The following is a 15,054-nucleotide window of genomic DNA, read 5'->3' as shown; positions in this document are numbered from 1 at the left end:
AAACCTTAATGAAGAATACTTGGAATGGCTAATCGGAAAACGTCGATAGGAACGCGAAAACGCTCGCCGCTCTCTAATTCCATTACATAGTAGCCTTCCATATTCCCAACCGGCGTGTCAATGACAGCGCCACTGGTATAGTCAAAATGCTCGCCCGCTTTCATGATAGGTTGCTTGCCTACAACCCCATCACCTTCAACTTCTGATGTTTTGCCATTTGCATCGGTAATTTTCCAGTAGCGACTGAGTAATTGCACCGTATGGTCGCTATTGTTCTCAATCGTAATGTGGTACGCGAAGGCAAATTGCTTTGAATCTGACGGAAGGTGGTCGGGAAGGTGACGGGTTTTCACCCGCACCTTAATATCAAGTACATCCATAGAGAACTTACTGCTCTTGTTGGTGCTCTTTTGCCGACACAGCGTTTGCTATTGTGGCAAAATCGTTAAGTGATAATACTTCTGCGCGAGAGGTAGGATCGATACCTAGCTCACGGATCTCCTCTTCACTTAAACTGTCTTTCAGCGAGTTGCGAATGGTTTTTCGGCGCTGGTTGAACGCTTGTGCACAGACGCGCTCAAGCGTATTTACAGACTCAACATCTACTGGCGGAGCCTGATGCGGCACTAGCTTCACTACTGCAGAATCAACCTTCGGGGGTGGCTTAAAGGCACCCGGCGGAACATTGAGTACCGGAATGACGTGGCAGTAATACTGCGCCATAACGGAAAGCCTGCCGTAATTCTTAGAACCTGGTCCTGCTGCCAAGCGGTTTACCACTTCTTTTTGAAGCATAAAATGCATATCTTCTATGCAGTGAGCATGATCAAAAAGGTGAAACATTAGTGGTGTCGAAATGTTGTAGGGCAAGTTACCAAATACGCGAAGCTTTTTGTCTTTGACTGGCATTTCTTTAGAAAGGGCGCCAAAGTCCATGGTCATTGCATCTTGTTCAATAACCGTTAGCTTATTGCCGTTAAATGGATGGTGTCTCAATCGCTTAGCAAGATCTCTGTCTAGCTCAATGACTGTGAGTGCATCTACTTCTTCACAAACAGGATCTGTTAATGCGCCTAAACCGGGTCCAATTTCTACCAGGTTTTGTTCATTTTTTGGCGCGATGGCCGCAACAATCTTGCCTATCACGTAATCATCGTGAAGGAAGTTTTGTCCGAATCGCTTTCTGGCCGTATGGCCTAAGTGTGTTTTACTCATTGTTGATGATGTGCAAGCTCGATGGCTTTTTCCAATGCTTTTCTGAAACTACCGGCGTCGGCTTCACCTGTTCCTGCTAAGTCTAATGCAGTACCGTGATCTACCGATGTACGAACGAAAGGTAACCCTAGCGTGATATTCACTGAAGCCCCAAAACCCTTATATTTTAGCACGGGTAAGCCTTGGTCGTGATACATAGCCAGCACTACGTCAGCATTTTCCAGATATTTGGGTTGAAATATGGTGTCTGCAGGTAGAGGGCCTGTGATCTTTAAGCCTTCTTCTCTTAGTTCGTTAAGCGCCGGAATGATGGTATGAATTTCTTCAGTGCCAATGTGACCATCTTCACCCGCGTGAGGGTTCAAGCCACACACATAAATGTGAGGTTCTTTAACGCCAAACTTCAATTTAAGGTCGGTGTTGATGATATGAATGACCTTATGAAGACGCTCTCGGGTGATAGCTTTCGCTACATACTCAAGGGGAATATGCGTGGTGGCAAGCGCTACATTAAGACCTTCAGTTGCCAGAAGCATAACCACATCAATGGTATTGGACTGATACGCAAAAAACTCAGTATGACCGCTGAATGATACCCCTGCTTTGTTGATAATGCCTTTGTGTACGGGGCCGGTAACGACGGCGTCGAAGTCGCCATCCATATTTGCCTGACACGCCTGGCGCAGAGTTTCTACTACGTATAACCCGTTTTCGCTATCAAGCTCGCCTGGCGTAACGTCAACGGATTTATCTATTTGCTTTATAAACAACGAACCCGCATCTTGAATTTGCGGGTTAGTGGCATCGTAATCGATTAGCGTTAATGGCAGCCCCAAGGCGCTTGCTCGTGCTGTGAGCATTTCGCCATCGGCAAACACGACAAGCTGAGCTTGCCATGTTTCCTGGGCCAGTTTTATGATCAAATCTGGCCCGATACCTGCCGGTTCTCCCGGCGTTATTGCTATTTTAATTGGTGTACTCATGAATAACTTATTGTTACGAGTCGACAACTTCTACGTAAGCGGCATCACGCATCTCACGTAACCAGTTCTCGGTTTCCTCTGAAAATTTACGGTTGAAGATAAGCTGGTAAGCTTTATCTTCTTTGCGCTTATCGGTAGCGTCGTCAATACGACGTTCAATAAGCTGAATTAAATGCCAGCCGTGAACAGTACGCACAGGATCACTAAATTCTCCAGGCTGAAGCTGTGCAAGTGCGTCTTTAAACTCAGGCACGTAATTATTTGGATCCGACCAGCCAAGCTCGCCACCGCGAAGGGCTGAACCAGGATCTTCTGAATGCTCTTTAGCTAGCTCTGCAAAATCAGCTTCACCATTTTTCACCTCTTCCTTGAAGCGGTTTAGCATGGCTTTAGCTTTGTCTTCGCTAAGAATGATTGACGGCTTAACAAGAATGTGGCGAGAGTTTACTTCTTCCACCGTGACTTTCTCAATACCGCGCGTATCTAATACTTTTAGGATATGAAAGCCTGCACCGCTTCGAATAGGACCAACAAGAGCATCTTTGTCTTTGTTTTGAATAGCTTCAGCAAAAAGCGTCGGCATGGCGTTAATGTTAAGCCAGCCCATGTCACCGCCTTCGAGCGCTTCGTTACCTGATGATGACGCAATGGCGATTTTAGCAAAATCAGATCCTGACTCTAATAGTGAAATGACTTTGTCTGCACGCTCACGTGCCGATTGAATATCTTCATCTGTAGGCTCTGGCGGGAAACCAATAAGAATGTGACCTAAGCGGTATTCAGCTTGCTCAGCACCTTGCTGTTCCATCAGGTCAATCAAGGTGTCGATTTCTTGAGGTGTAATATAGACACGGCGACGTACATTAGCGCGGCGAACTTCACCCATGATAACTTCTTCGCGAATGTCTTCGCGGTAATCATCGTATGCAATACCTTCTGCTGCCAACTGAGTACGTAGCTCTTCAATTGTTGCATTTTGATTCGCTGCAATATTACTAATGGTTTGCTCTAGCTGTGGGTCGCTGATACGAATACCCATACGCTCTGCCATTTGTAGTTGAAGACTTTTTGAGATCAAGCGCTCAATAGCCTGTGTACGAAGCGCACGATCTGACGGTAGTTGTTGATTATTCGCTTCTGCGTTGCGTTTAACGTCTTGTATTAGCGCATCGATTTCACTTTCAAGTATTACGCCTTGGTCAACAATTACAGCCACGCGGTCAAGCATGACCTCTTGCGCAACACTGTTAAACGAGAGTAGGGCACCTAACATCAATGCACGGATAATGAACTTCATACACACTCTTTTATTATTGGTTGATTGCATTTAAGCGCTGTAAGCGCTCAACTGCGGGTTAATTTAAACTATAAGGCTGACGATAGCCAAACATACCGTCTTGAAGCATGCTTCTTTGGGTACCAGATGACCCGATGCCTTTGAAAATAAATTGTAGCGATATTCCAGAATCAAAATCGTCTGTTGTCTGTTCGCCGCTAGCATTGTAACGGTTGTTCAGACTGCGCTGCGCAACTAATCGCACCGCCCAACAGCATGACTCATACTGGATACCTGCATAGGTTTCTACACTTCTATTGCGTTCAAGATCTCGGTAAGTACGGCCAACCCACTGCCAATTTTCAGAAATAGGCCAGCTTGCCGAAATACCAATTTGATCTATGGTTTCACCACTGAGATCGCGAACATAGCGATGACTTAATTGAATAAAGCGCGAATCATCTTTGCGGTATTCAATACCCACACTGCTTAAGTCAACTTTGTCTGTGTCAGTGGTCACTTGCACATCAGAATGGAAGAACCAGTTTTTATTAAAGCGCCAATCCACTTCAGCGGCGAGCGCTGAACGATCTTGATTCTTGGTTGCCGCAATGACTTTGTTATCTTCAAGATAGAATATTTGACCCACACTAAGAACAAATTGTTCCCGATTGTTTTTATCCAACATGCGTGTGGTCGCGCCAAGGGTGATTTGGTTGTTATCGCTTATCCTATCAAGGCCAGTAAATTCCTGACCTCTAAACAATCCTTCAACGTCGGTTAACAGCGGCGTTGAGTCATAGAATCCAATCGCAGTTTGGTCTTCATACGATGTATAAAGATATTGAATCTTTGGCTCTAAAGTCATCGACATATCGTCGCTGAACCACGATGTATCCCTTTCAAAATATAACGCGCCATAAAGGCGAGCTTGTCCTAATGTGCGTTCAACATCTTCTTTTAAGTCAGTTCCTTCAACATTGTCTTGTTGATAAACCGTTTGAAAAAGCGTGGTTTCTGCGACAAGTTCACCCCATGCTGCGCGAAGCGGCACCGCTAAAGTAGGTGCAACGTGAAAACGAGTAGCCGTTGGAGCGGTATCGAGAGTATTGTCAAAGTGTGCGACTTCTGAGTCTAGGTTGAACTCTAGATATTCACCTAACGCTTTGTTGTAGTTGATTTTGATCTCAGGTACGGCGCGATAGCTATCTGCAGTATTACCCAGTACTTCAAAATCTTTTATCTGCATATTTACGGATAGATTTTGCGAGTAGTAACTTAATCCAACGCTACGATATAGGTGGGTGTCAGCGCGACTGTAATAATCTGAACCAAGATCAACTAAATAGTTGTCGTCACTTAATCCGTTGAAATCAACGTTTAGTAACCAGTTGTCAGCTATAAGCCCTTGATGCTCCAAGCGATAAAAATATCGGTCAGGGTTCCCACTAATATCTGAGTCGCTCGGCAAGTACTCCACGTACGCTTTGCCTTGGCTACGCTCCGTTAGATAACGGAACTCAGTATTCAGCTGAAGACCGCGAAGGGTCATCAATCGCGGTGAGATGGTCATGTCATAGTTGGGGGCAATATTCCAGTAAAAAGGCTGCGTATAGTCGACGCCCGTTCTGCTTGAACTGGTTAACTCTGGAAACAATAAGCCCGTTTGGCGCTCGTTGCTAACAGGGAACGCAAAATACGGTAAATAAAACACTGGAACATCGGCAATGTAGAAGCGTGTGTGTTTGGCTTGGCCCCATACGGTCCCTTTTTCCAAACTAATTTCACTGGCGCGTATTAGCCAGTCTTCATCGCCTTCAGGACACGTAGTGAAGCTAACTTCTTTGAGCACAATTCCCGTGTCTGTATCTAATACAATATCTTTTGCGGCTCCTTGACCCACAAAACCCGTCAGCTGATAGCGGGTATTTTGCATTTCTAAGCGCTCTTCTTCAGAGCGAAGGGTCACAGCATCACTTTCTACTTTAAGCTGCGAGTCTTGATACGTTACGTCGCCTTTCGCAATAAGGTCTCTGCCACTTCCGTTAATTTGTGCTTGAGATGCACTAATTACCGCAGTATCTGACGTGATATCAACATTACCAGAAAACAGCGCTACGGTATCTTGGATAATTTCAGTACGGTTAGCTTCAACTTTAACGTGGCCTTTGGGCATTAATGCCTGGCTACTGAAAGTAACAGGTTCGACTGAGCAGAATGCAAGAGGGGCTGCATCTGACGTTGATTTAGAATTTGAAGCTGTCGTTTCCTGTGCAAACGCGACTGTAGGCAAAAGAGTCGCGGAAACAAGCATGGCGCAGGTGTTTTTCATGCGTTAATGGGCGGCCTGTTTTGTTGTATGTTGCTTTTAAACCCAAGTAAGACGACGTCCGTCTCGGTTAGTTCGACATAACGTTTAAAAAAACAGTGATAATGCACATTACTTCTTGGCAAAGAGTTAATGTAGCTTTCACTCGCTATTACTATTCATATAAGCGCTCAATTCTAAGCACTTCTGTCGTAATTACCAACCATTCAGACAAAAAAATGCACTTTTATATGCACAACACATCAAAGACGGAGGCAATTAGTGGCAGTAAGCTTGATTTCAAGCTGCACAAGCCCTAGTTAATTAACTTATGTATTTGATATGATGATTGGTATAACGCGCTCTGCACGGCGTGATTTCACTACAGTAACATCAACTTTCTAAACAGTGCACCAACGGAGTATGACGCGATGTCAATTTGGGGAAAAATCCTCGGCGCCTTGTTCGGCTTTATGTTTCTTAAAATACCTGGGGCGATCTTAGGGCTGTTAGTCGGGCACTTTTTTGATAAAGCCTATCGCCAAGACTTCAATCAGCTAGGCGGCTTTGGGCGCTTTTTTACCGATCAGGACAATCTGAAGCAGCAAGCTATTTTCTTTCATAGTTTGTTTAGTGCGTTAGGCCATCTTGCTAAGTCTGACGGCAAAGTAACGGACAGAGAAATTCAAATCGCCACAGCATTAATGGACGAGATGCGTTTAACTGGGGATGCCCGTCGTGAAGCTCAGGATGCATTTAGAGAAGGCAAAGCGCGAGACTTTCCTTTAGTCGATACGTTGAAAGGTTTTTATGACGCCAGCCACGGTAGACGGGATATTCTTCAAGTATTCTTAGAGATTCTTATTCAAGCCGCTTTCGCCGACGGTCAGCTTTCACAGGAAGAATACAACGTACTTGAAAAAGTAGCGAAGCCACTAGGCTTTAGGCGTCGTGATTTAGATTATCTAATTTCAATGTATGAAGCTGAAATACGCTTTAGGCAGCGGTCTAACTCTGGCTCAGGACAACGCACTCATTCAGGTCAACGTCAGCACAGCCAATCAGCCTATTCAGAACAGCAAAGTTTAGATGATGCCTATCACATATTAGGTGTGACGGCATCCGACGATGAAAAGACAATAAAGCGTGCCTACAGGAAGCGCATGTCTGAGCATCACCCCGATAAGCTGGTGTCTAAAGGGCTACCTGAACAGGCAATGGAAATTGCGAAAAAGAAAGCGCAAGATATTCAATCAGCCTACGAGCTGATTAAGCAAAAGCGTGGCTTTTAGATGGCAAAAACTCAACGTGAGTTAACTTATGTGCCTGCAGCGAGTCAGGCGCATATCGATGGTTTTATCGAGATGCTTTGGCTTGAGAAAGGACTGTCCGATCATACTCAGCAGAGCTATCGCACCGACCTTACTAAGCTTGCTATCTTCAGCAACAATCAAGGCGTAAAAGATATCGCTGTGCTGACCACTGAGCAGCTTCAGGACTATTTAGCCTATCGTCACGACAAGGGGCTGTCCACACGTAGCACGCAACGTGCGCTTAGCGCTATCCGGGCGTTTTTCGTATTCCTAATTAGTAAGCAGGTTCGTGTTGATAGCCCAGTTTCCGCGCTGTCTAATCCGAAAACACCCAAAGCTTTGCCTTCTTCACTCAGTGAGCAACAAGTTGAAGATTTGCTAAATTCCCCCCTTACCGACGACCCTATTGAATGTCGGGACAAGAGCATGCTTGAAGTGCTTTACGCGACCGGCCTTCGTGTAAGTGAGCTTATTGGGTTAACAATGGATCAAATAAGCCTTCAGCAAGGCGTAGTTAGGGTTGTGGGTAAAGGGAATAAAGAGCGCTTAGTGCCCCTTGGTGAAGATGCAATAGAATGGCTGCTGACCTATATTAAAACAGCAAGACCGATACTCGCCAGTAAAGCTTCTGATGTGGTATTTCTGAGCAAGCGTGGACAGAAAATGACGCGTCAAACATTTTGGCATCGCATTAAATACTATGCGGTGAAAGCGGGAATTGAGCAGCACCTTTCTCCTCACACGTTGCGCCATGCCTTTGCGACACACCTTTTGAATCACGGTGCTGATTTACGCGTTGTACAAATGCTATTGGGGCACAGCGATTTGTCAACGACTCAAATATACACCCATGTAGCGACAGAGCGACTTCAAACTTTAATCCACAGTCATCACCCACGTGGCTAAATTGGCTAAATATACAAATAAAGAATGCTATAAATTGGGGGCTGTGTACGACGAGGCTCAGTGACGACGTATATAAAATAAAAAGGTCTATGGTAGGATACGAGCCATGCAAAACGTTTAGAACATACATTTTCCGTTAGTGCTTTAACGCGGCTGAGTTTAAATGTTGACGTTAAATGTACCGAGGTTAAAAGAAAATTAGCGTTTAACGTGCAATTTTTTGCTAAGTTTTACGGTCTGAACGTTATGAATGTAAAAATTTTTAGCAATTGCTTTAAATGGAAGATACCGATTCAAGCAGTTGCATGTTAAGCCAATAAGTACAAGAGAACTTAAATGGCAAAATGGAGAGTATTTAGTGAAAGCAGTAAAGAAAGTATTGTTAGCCAGTGTAGTTGCGGCAGGTTCTCTATTAGGGCTTAGTGCGCAAGCGGCTGATGAAGCGGCTATCCGTGATAAATTAACCTCAATGCTAGGGTTAGATGTAGAAACTATTGCTGACTCTCCAGTATCAGGGCTGGTTCAGGTATCAACAAACCGCGGTTTATTTTACGTAAGTGAAAACGGGCAGTATCTGCTTCAGGCTCGTGTTTTTAACATTGATGAAGAGATGCGTAACGAAACAGAGCTGGCACTTTCTGGGCTGCGCAAAGAAGGCGTAAAAGAGATGGAATCATCGTCTATTACGTTTAAGGCCAAAAACGAAAAGCATGAAATAAGCGTATTTACTGATATTACGTGTGGCTATTGCCGTAAATTTCACAACGAGATTGATGAACTCAACGATGCGGGCATCACCGTACACTACCTTGCGTTTCCACGTTCTGGATTAAACAGTGAAAACTACAACGATATGGTGTCGGTGTGGTGTGCGAAAGACCCGCAAAAAGCGTTAACTAAAGCTAAAGCGGGTAACGACGTAGCTAGCGCAAGCTGTAAAAATAAAGTGGCAGAGCAGTACATGTTAGGTCAAAAATTAGGCGTGAATGGCACGCCAAATATCGTACTGCCAGACGGTTCATTGATTCCTGGTTATCAGCCAGCTGCGTTGCTTGCTAAAGCATTGGAGGAAGCTGAATAGCCATTCAGTCCTTAACCTTAAATATGATAAAAACGCACGCTTTGTGCGTTTTTTTGTTTTCTGCGGTATGATTCGTCCTCATATTTTCTAGCGTTTTTTCGTACAGTTTTGCTTTGCAGTTCACACGGGCGTTTACTTGGAATCTGCACTAATTATCAAGTGTCCCGACTCCAGTTTTTTTATTTAAAGCCTATTTGAACTGGCATCGACAACTGCATTTACAGTATTGGTTAGTGGTATTTCATGATTTTGCCTATTGTTCGCCGTGAGGTTACCGGCGCCTCGCTTAGTTCCGACTTACATCCTGTTATCGATAGAATTTATCGCGGTCGTAATATTGCGAATTTAGATGACTTGGAGAATGGTCTAAAAGGACTAACACACTTCAATGTTTTGAAGGGCATGCCGCAGGCCGCGCAAATTCTCGCTGATGCTGTTGTACAAAATAAACGTATTATTATTGTGGGCGATTTTGATGCCGACGGAGCAACCAGTACATCGGTATGTATATTGGCGCTTCGAGCCATGGGCTATCAAAACGTTGATTTTCTTGTACCTAACCGTTTTGACTTTGGTTACGGACTTAGCGTGCCTATCGTGGATGAAGCTGCCAAACAGAGGGCAGAGGTTATTGTTACAGTGGACAATGGCATTTCCTGTATTGACGGTGTAACCCATGCAAAGTCGTTGGGTATGCAGGTTGTTGTTACCGATCACCATTTGCCAGGTGACGTGCTACCTCCCGCTGATGCGATAGTAAATCCTAACCAACCTGGCTGTGAATTCCCTTCTAAAAATTTGGCTGGGGTTGGCGTTGCCTTTTACATCATGCTAGCACTTAAAGCCGAATTACAGCAGCAAGGGCATTTCGAAAAAGCGGGAGTAGCGCCACCAAACCTAGCGTCGCTACTTGATATTGTTGCGGTTGGCACCGTGGCCGATGTAGTAGTGCTTGATAAAAACAACCGAATTTTAGTTCATCAAGGCCTTCAGCGGATTCGGGCGGGTAAGTGTCGACCTGGCATTAAAGCATTGGTCGAAGTAGCGAATCGCGATTGTGCCCACTTAACCTCAACTGACTTAGGCTTTGTGGTTGGGCCAAGGCTTAATGCTGCAGGTAGATTAGACGACATGTCCCAAGGCATCGCGTGCTTGTTAGAAGATGAAACCATTCAAGCGCGTATGATCGCTGCGGAACTCGATGCGCTTAACAAGGAACGCCGTGAAATTGAGACCGGCATGAAAGCGCAAGCGGAAAGCGTGCTAGAGCAAATGGCGCTGGATGAAGGCGATATGCCAAGCGCACTGGTGGTTTATCGCGAAGACTTCCACCAAGGGGTTATTGGTATTGTGGCAGGGCGTTTGAAAGAGAAGTATCTTAAGCCTGTTATCGCTTTTGCCCATCAAGACGACGAGATCATTAAAGGTTCTGCGCGCTCTATTCCTGGCGTGCACATTCGCGATGTACTTGATGAAGTCAATACACGCTACCCTGGCGTTATCGAGAAATTTGGCGGGCATGCCATGGCTGCTGGATTGAGCTTGCCCGTAGCTAAGCTACAAGACTTCGAGCGTGCTTTTGTTGATACTGCACGTGCGCACATGGCAAAGCTTGATGGGAATCATGCTTTACTTTCCGACGGGGACTTGTCGTCGAAAGAGCTGTGTTTACCCTTTGCTCATTTATTGCGTCAAGCAGGTCCGTTTGGACAGGGTTTTGAATCACCACTATTCGATGGTGAATTTGCACTACTTGACCAACGCTTAGTTGGCCAAAAGCACCTGAAAATGGTGTTAAAAAGTGACGGCGCTAATGAGGTCGACGCTATTGCGTTTAACGTTGATTTGCATTCATGGCCGAATGCCATGGTTAAGCGTGTACATATTGCCTATCGACTTGATATCAATGTGTTTCGCGGCCAGGAAACCGTGCAGCTTATTGTGGAGCAAATAGAAGCGCGTTAGCAGAAGTAAGCTCACACGCAGAAAAAAGCCAATAAACCTAACAAACGATAAGCGCAAAGTAGGAAAGAAGAGGCAAAGGTGAAAAGCGAAAGACAAAAGCTGGTGGAAAAGCATAGTCAGCTGAATCAAACCGACAATGCTAAAGTGATTTCCCACGTTCAGCGGGAAGAGAAAGACAGCGATTGGGTACGCCACACCATTATGCTAGAAGGCATTGATGTCCCTTTTATCTACCGACGTAAACAGCAATACCAAAGTTTAAAAGGCGCGCGGGTAAACGTAACCTATTATCGCCACGTTGAAGAGGTGGCTGGCATTGAGTTTGAAACCATGAAAGTGGTGAGAATTAAACGCAGCTAATATTAACGTTACCAGCGGTAACACTTTGGCCACAATCAAAACACAGTGAACAACAATGAATAATGAATGGTTAAATGCCTATGTACTGCATAGACGCCCTTACAGGGAGACCAGCTATATTGTTGACTTTTTTACCCTGGAAGAAGGGCGTGTTAGTGCGGTGGCGAAAGGGGTAAAAAACAGCAAATCAGATAAGAAAAGCCTGCTTCAACCTTTTCAGCATCTTCGCTTACAGTTAAGCGGAAAGTCAGAGTTAAAAAATTTACGTCACGTTGAAAGTGTTTCACCCTCCATCAATCTTGTGGGAACGGCGTTATTTTGCGCCATGTACGTTAACGAACTAACTAATCGCGTTATGCCGGCGGGGCTTGCTAGCGATGGCGTTCACAACGCTTATGAAAATGCGTTGTTATCTCTTCGCGATGAGTGCGACATAGAAGTGACCTTACGCCAGTTCGAATTTGCACTACTTGATGAAATGGGGCTGTTGCCCGATTTTACTACCGACGTCGAATACGAAATGCCTATAGAAGAAAGTGGTAGCTACCACTTTCAGATAGACGCGGGCTTTGTGCGCCTGCCTGACGATATGACGGGGACCCGCGGTATGCGAGGCTTTCCCGGACAAGCGCTGCTTAGCTTGTCACAGGGGGAATTTACGCCGCTCAGTAAAAAGGTGGCTAAGGTGCTTTGCCGGGACTTGCTGAAACCGCTAATTGGTGACAAGCCACTTAAAAGCCGCGAGCTTTTTATGCCCAAGCCGCGGTAATAGCATTAAATTATTTTCTCTTAACTCAAACGCTTAATAAGCACGTTCTACAAAAAAATTTGCTACAATTGCGACTTTCCTTAAAAGGGTATTTTTACCCTTAAAGCAACGTATTAAACAGGAAGAGCAGACCTCTTCTATCGCTCTTACAGGCTAGGTGGTGAAATGAGCATGATTTTATTAGGCGTTAACATCGACCATATTGCAACACTACGCAATGCGCGCGGTACGCATTACCCAGATCCAGTGCACGCAGCGGATATTGCCGAGCGTGCAGGTGCAGACGGCATTACGGTTCATTTGCGTGAAGACCGCCGTCACATTAAAGACCGCGATGTACGCATTTTAGCGCAAACCATTAATACCCGACTTAATTTGGAAATGGCGGTAACCGATGAAATGCTGGCAATTGCCGAAGAAGTGAAGCCTGTTTTTTGTTGCTTAGTACCTGAAAAGCGCGAAGAGCTGACTACCGAAGGTGGTCTTGATGTGGCAGGGAATTTTGAAAACATCAAAGCGGCGTGCGAGCGACTCGCTAATGCGAACATTTTGGTGTCGTTGTTCATTGATGCAGACAAAGCGCAAATTGACGCGGCAGCAGCATGTAACGCTCCTTACATCGAAATTCATACAGGCCAATATGCAGAAGCCACCAGCGAAGAAGAGCAGCATAAAGAGCTAGCGCGTTTAGTTGAAGGTATCGAGTACGCCGATAGCTTAGGGCTTAAAGTGAATGCCGGTCATGGCTTGCACTATCACAATGTTAAGCCTATTGCGGCTATCCCTCAGTTAATCGAACTTAATATTGGCCACGCTATCATTGCTCGCGCCGCGTTTGATGGCCTTCATACGGCTGTAGCTGATATGCGTAAACTCATGCTAGAAGCACGAGCAGGCATTTAACCTTAGATTCAAAAGGGTGTAGATAACGTGGCGATTGCAGGGCTAGGTACTGACATTGTAGAGATAGCGCGACTTGGTAAAGGCGATGGCGCTAATGAACGCTTAGCCAAGCGAGTACTTACGCCTGCCGAGTGGCAGCAGTTCAGCGAACACGGTACGCCAGTTCGCTTCTTGGCCAAGCGTTTTGCCGCCAAGGAAGCTGCAGTAAAAGCCCTTGGTACTGGAATTGGAAACGGGATCAGCTGGCAGCATGTAGAAGTGCGCAATAATGATTTAGGCGCGCCAGAGCTCCATTTTTCCGGTGAGTTTGCTGCAATATGCAAAAACCGAGGTATCACGCGAAGCGTGATCAGTATTTCAGATGAGCAGCATTATGCTGTCGCCACCGTTATACTAGAGTCTGAATAGAACAACAGGCCCCAAACCTAATTAGGCGGCTTCTATTTAGTAAGCGCGTGCAGAAACCTCTACTAACATCAAACCACGTAAAGCAAGTAATCGGAGTCACACTTGGCAAACCTTTTTAAACAATCTCGCAGCAAGCAAAAAGGCAAAACGTCGCTTACTGAGCGTGGCGCTTCAAAAAAAGGGAATGCCAGAGCCAACGCGCAGGTCGCAGGACTTCGATTTGGGAAAAGCAAAAATGCAGCGGATACCAGTGAAAGTCAAAAGCCTAACACGGTCACCATTGAAGATTTAGACTGGATGGGCAATGGCGTAGTGCGCGGCAATCCGATGGTATTTGTTGAAGGTGCCCTTGTAGGAGAAACCTGCGACATAGAGGTGCTATCTAGCAAAAAGAAAGTCATTAATGCCAAGGCGACAAATATTCATTCGCCAAGTGATGAAAGACAAGCGCCTTTTTGCCCTGTGTTTGATGTATGTGGTGGGTGTCAGCTACAGCACATAAAGCCCGACGCTGCCCTTGTGCAACGTGACCGTGCTCTTAAAGTGATGATGGAACGTCACCTTGCGATGAAGCCAGACGTTTGGCAAGCACCTTTAGCAGGGCCGCGCCCTCAATATCGCAGAAAAGCAAGGCTGGCTATAGATGCCCGCAACCCCAATCAAATTAAGTTGGGCTTCCGTGAAGCAAATAGCAGTAACGTTATCAATGTAGAAACCTGCCCAATACTGGTTGACCCGCTATCTAAACTTATTGGTCCTTTACGGGATGCGCTTTCAGGGTTCGAGTCAGCGCGTCATATTGGGCATATCAGCCTTATTGCTGGCGATAACACCTCGCACCTTGTTATTAAACACACCAAAGCCCTTGAAGCTGAGCTGATTGATGCAGTGAGCGAATTGGTGAACACGAGTTCATCGGTTGGTGACTACGGTATTGAATTAAAGCTTGAAAATAAGCAGGGGCAAATTCGCAGTGTGGGTCGTGGTACTGATATGGTGATGAACACGGTAAGTGGCTGCTCAATTTCACCCAGTGCCAACGATTTTGTTCAAATAAATAAAGCGGTTAACGAAAAAATGATTAATCAGGCACTAGGTTGGCTAAACCCAAAGCCCAACGAGCGTATTGCTGATTGGTTTAGCGGGCTGGGCAATTTTACTTTACCTATTGCTAAGTTAGGTGCAGAGGTTCAGGCGGTAGAAGGTGTGGCAGAGATGGTGCGCCGCGCCAAAGACAATGCACAGCAACAGGGCATTGAAAATGTAGAGTGGCTGCATTTAGATTTGGCTGATAAGACCAACGTCGAGGCTTCATTACAGCTGGGCTTTGATAAGGTACTACTAGACCCCTCAAGAGAAGGGGCGTTGACCGTTTGTCATGCGCTTGTAAAAGCACTACCAAAAACGATAGTGTATGTTTCTTGCAACCCAAGTACGTTTTCTAGAGACGCGAAGGTGTTGATAGACGGAGGTTATGAAATGGAAAAAGCGGGCGTAGCAGAAATGTTCCCCTTCACCCATCACATGGAAATGATGGCCTTGTTTACGCGAAAGCAGCAGTAACGAG

General features: G+C 45.5%; 14 protein-coding genes. 9 read left to right on the top strand and 5 right to left on the bottom strand.

Annotated elements, in window-relative coordinates; translation table 11 throughout:
- Nucleotides 1-5: 5 nt before the first annotated feature.
- Genes apaG through lptD form a run of 5 tightly spaced genes read right to left on the bottom strand, consistent with a single transcriptional unit; the run spans nucleotide 6 to nucleotide 5,806 of the window.
- Nucleotides 6-380: a Co2+/Mg2+ efflux protein ApaG gene (gene apaG / locus MHN00_RS02445; RefSeq protein WP_014948307.1), complete on the bottom strand. Its 375-nt coding sequence runs from the start codon at nucleotides 378-380 to the stop codon at nucleotides 6-8.
- Nucleotides 381-387: 7 nt separating this feature from the next.
- Nucleotides 388-1,215: a 16S rRNA (adenine(1518)-N(6)/adenine(1519)-N(6))-dimethyltransferase RsmA gene (gene rsmA, locus MHN00_RS02440; protein ID WP_014948308.1), complete on the bottom strand. Its 828-nt coding sequence runs from the start codon at nucleotides 1,213-1,215 to the stop codon at nucleotides 388-390.
- Nucleotides 1,212-2,198, bottom strand: a complete 987-nt coding sequence (gene pdxA / locus MHN00_RS02435) for a 4-hydroxythreonine-4-phosphate dehydrogenase PdxA (RefSeq protein ID WP_110288484.1) — start codon at nucleotides 2,196-2,198, stop codon at nucleotides 1,212-1,214. The genes rsmA and pdxA overlap by 4 nt, the downstream gene beginning before the upstream one ends.
- A gap of 13 nt (nucleotides 2,199-2,211) precedes the next feature.
- Entirely contained in the window at nucleotides 2,212-3,525 is a 1,314-nt protein-coding gene (gene surA, locus MHN00_RS02430; RefSeq protein WP_268746292.1) for a peptidylprolyl isomerase SurA, read from the bottom strand.
- 28 nt (nucleotides 3,526-3,553) lie between these two features.
- Complete coding sequence (gene lptD / locus MHN00_RS02425; RefSeq protein ID WP_239300135.1) at nucleotides 3,554-5,806, bottom strand: LPS assembly protein LptD; 2,253 nt, start codon at nucleotides 5,804-5,806, stop codon at nucleotides 3,554-3,556.
- A 407-nt stretch (nucleotides 5,807-6,213) separates the two neighbouring features.
- Between lptD and djlA the strand changes: the two genes are divergently transcribed.
- From djlA to rlmD, 9 genes are all read left to right on the top strand, one after another.
- Nucleotides 6,214-7,074, top strand: coding sequence for a co-chaperone DjlA (djlA, locus tag MHN00_RS02420; RefSeq protein ID WP_156077916.1), 861 nt, complete (start codon nucleotides 6,214-6,216; stop codon nucleotides 7,072-7,074).
- Entirely contained in the window at nucleotides 7,075-8,001 is a 927-nt protein-coding gene (gene xerD / locus MHN00_RS02415; RefSeq protein WP_239244994.1) for a site-specific tyrosine recombinase XerD, read from the top strand. It begins immediately after the preceding gene.
- A gap of 358 nt (nucleotides 8,002-8,359) precedes the next feature.
- Nucleotides 8,360-9,082 (top strand): bifunctional protein-disulfide isomerase/oxidoreductase DsbC, encoded by a 723-nt coding sequence (gene dsbC, locus MHN00_RS02410; protein ID WP_014948313.1) that lies wholly within the window; start codon nucleotides 8,360-8,362, stop codon nucleotides 9,080-9,082.
- A gap of 243 nt (nucleotides 9,083-9,325) precedes the next feature.
- Nucleotides 9,326-11,047 carry a single-stranded-DNA-specific exonuclease RecJ gene (gene recJ, locus MHN00_RS02405; RefSeq protein ID WP_239300133.1) on the top strand — a complete coding sequence of 574 codons (1,722 nt, stop codon included), beginning with the start codon at nucleotides 9,326-9,328 and terminating at the stop codon, nucleotides 11,045-11,047.
- Nucleotides 11,048-11,125: 78 nt separating this feature from the next.
- Nucleotides 11,126-11,407, top strand: a complete 282-nt coding sequence (locus MHN00_RS02400; protein ID WP_014997360.1) for a hypothetical protein — start codon at nucleotides 11,126-11,128, stop codon at nucleotides 11,405-11,407.
- Between the two features lie 55 nt (nucleotides 11,408-11,462).
- Nucleotides 11,463-12,176, top strand: coding sequence for a DNA repair protein RecO (gene recO / locus MHN00_RS02395; RefSeq protein ID WP_239300131.1), 714 nt, complete (start codon nucleotides 11,463-11,465; stop codon nucleotides 12,174-12,176).
- 165 nt (nucleotides 12,177-12,341) lie between these two features.
- The gene (gene pdxJ / locus MHN00_RS02390) at nucleotides 12,342-13,079 is read left to right on the top strand and encodes a pyridoxine 5'-phosphate synthase (protein WP_239300129.1); all 738 of its coding nucleotides are present in this window, start codon (nucleotides 12,342-12,344) and stop codon (nucleotides 13,077-13,079) included.
- A 27-nt stretch (nucleotides 13,080-13,106) separates the two neighbouring features.
- On the top strand, nucleotides 13,107-13,487 hold the full coding sequence (gene acpS, locus MHN00_RS02385) for a holo-ACP synthase (protein ID WP_075175998.1): 381 nt from the start codon (nucleotides 13,107-13,109) through the stop codon (nucleotides 13,485-13,487).
- Between the two features lie 102 nt (nucleotides 13,488-13,589).
- Nucleotides 13,590-15,050, top strand: a complete 1,461-nt coding sequence (gene rlmD, locus MHN00_RS02380) for a 23S rRNA (uracil(1939)-C(5))-methyltransferase RlmD (RefSeq protein ID WP_239300127.1) — start codon at nucleotides 13,590-13,592, stop codon at nucleotides 15,048-15,050.
- The last annotated feature ends 4 nt before the right edge of the window (nucleotides 15,051-15,054 follow it).

The organism is Alteromonas sp. Cnat2-8 (assembly GCF_022348355.1).
Classification (GTDB): Bacteria; Pseudomonadota; Gammaproteobacteria; order Enterobacterales; family Alteromonadaceae; genus Alteromonas; species Alteromonas macleodii.
This window is presented reverse-complemented; position numbering and strand designations above follow the sequence as displayed.

Bases quoted from the DNA above. Each gene is read 5' to 3' on its own strand.
- apaG (WP_014948307.1), bottom strand. From the start codon at position 380: ATGGATGTACTTGATATTAAGGTGCGGGTGAAAACCCGTCACCTTCCC.
- rsmA (WP_014948308.1), bottom strand. From the start codon at position 1,215: ATGAGTAAAACACACTTAGGCCATACGGCCAGAAAGCGATTCGGACAA.
- pdxA (WP_110288484.1), bottom strand. From the start codon at position 2,198: ATGAGTACACCAATTAAAATAGCAATAACGCCGGGAGAACCGGCAGGT.
- surA (WP_268746292.1), bottom strand. From the start codon at position 3,525: ATGCAATCAACCAATAATAAAAGAGTGTGTATGAAGTTCATTATCCGT.
- lptD (WP_239300135.1), bottom strand. From the start codon at position 5,806: ATGAAAAACACCTGCGCCATGCTTGTTTCCGCGACTCTTTTGCCTACA.
- djlA (WP_156077916.1), top strand. From the start codon at position 6,214: ATGTCAATTTGGGGAAAAATCCTCGGCGCCTTGTTCGGCTTTATGTTT.
- xerD (WP_239244994.1), top strand. From the start codon at position 7,075: ATGGCAAAAACTCAACGTGAGTTAACTTATGTGCCTGCAGCGAGTCAG.
- recJ (WP_239300133.1), top strand. From the start codon at position 9,326: ATGATTTTGCCTATTGTTCGCCGTGAGGTTACCGGCGCCTCGCTTAGT.
- recO (WP_239300131.1), top strand. From the start codon at position 11,463: ATGAATAATGAATGGTTAAATGCCTATGTACTGCATAGACGCCCTTAC.
- pdxJ (WP_239300129.1), top strand. From the start codon at position 12,342: ATGAGCATGATTTTATTAGGCGTTAACATCGACCATATTGCAACACTA.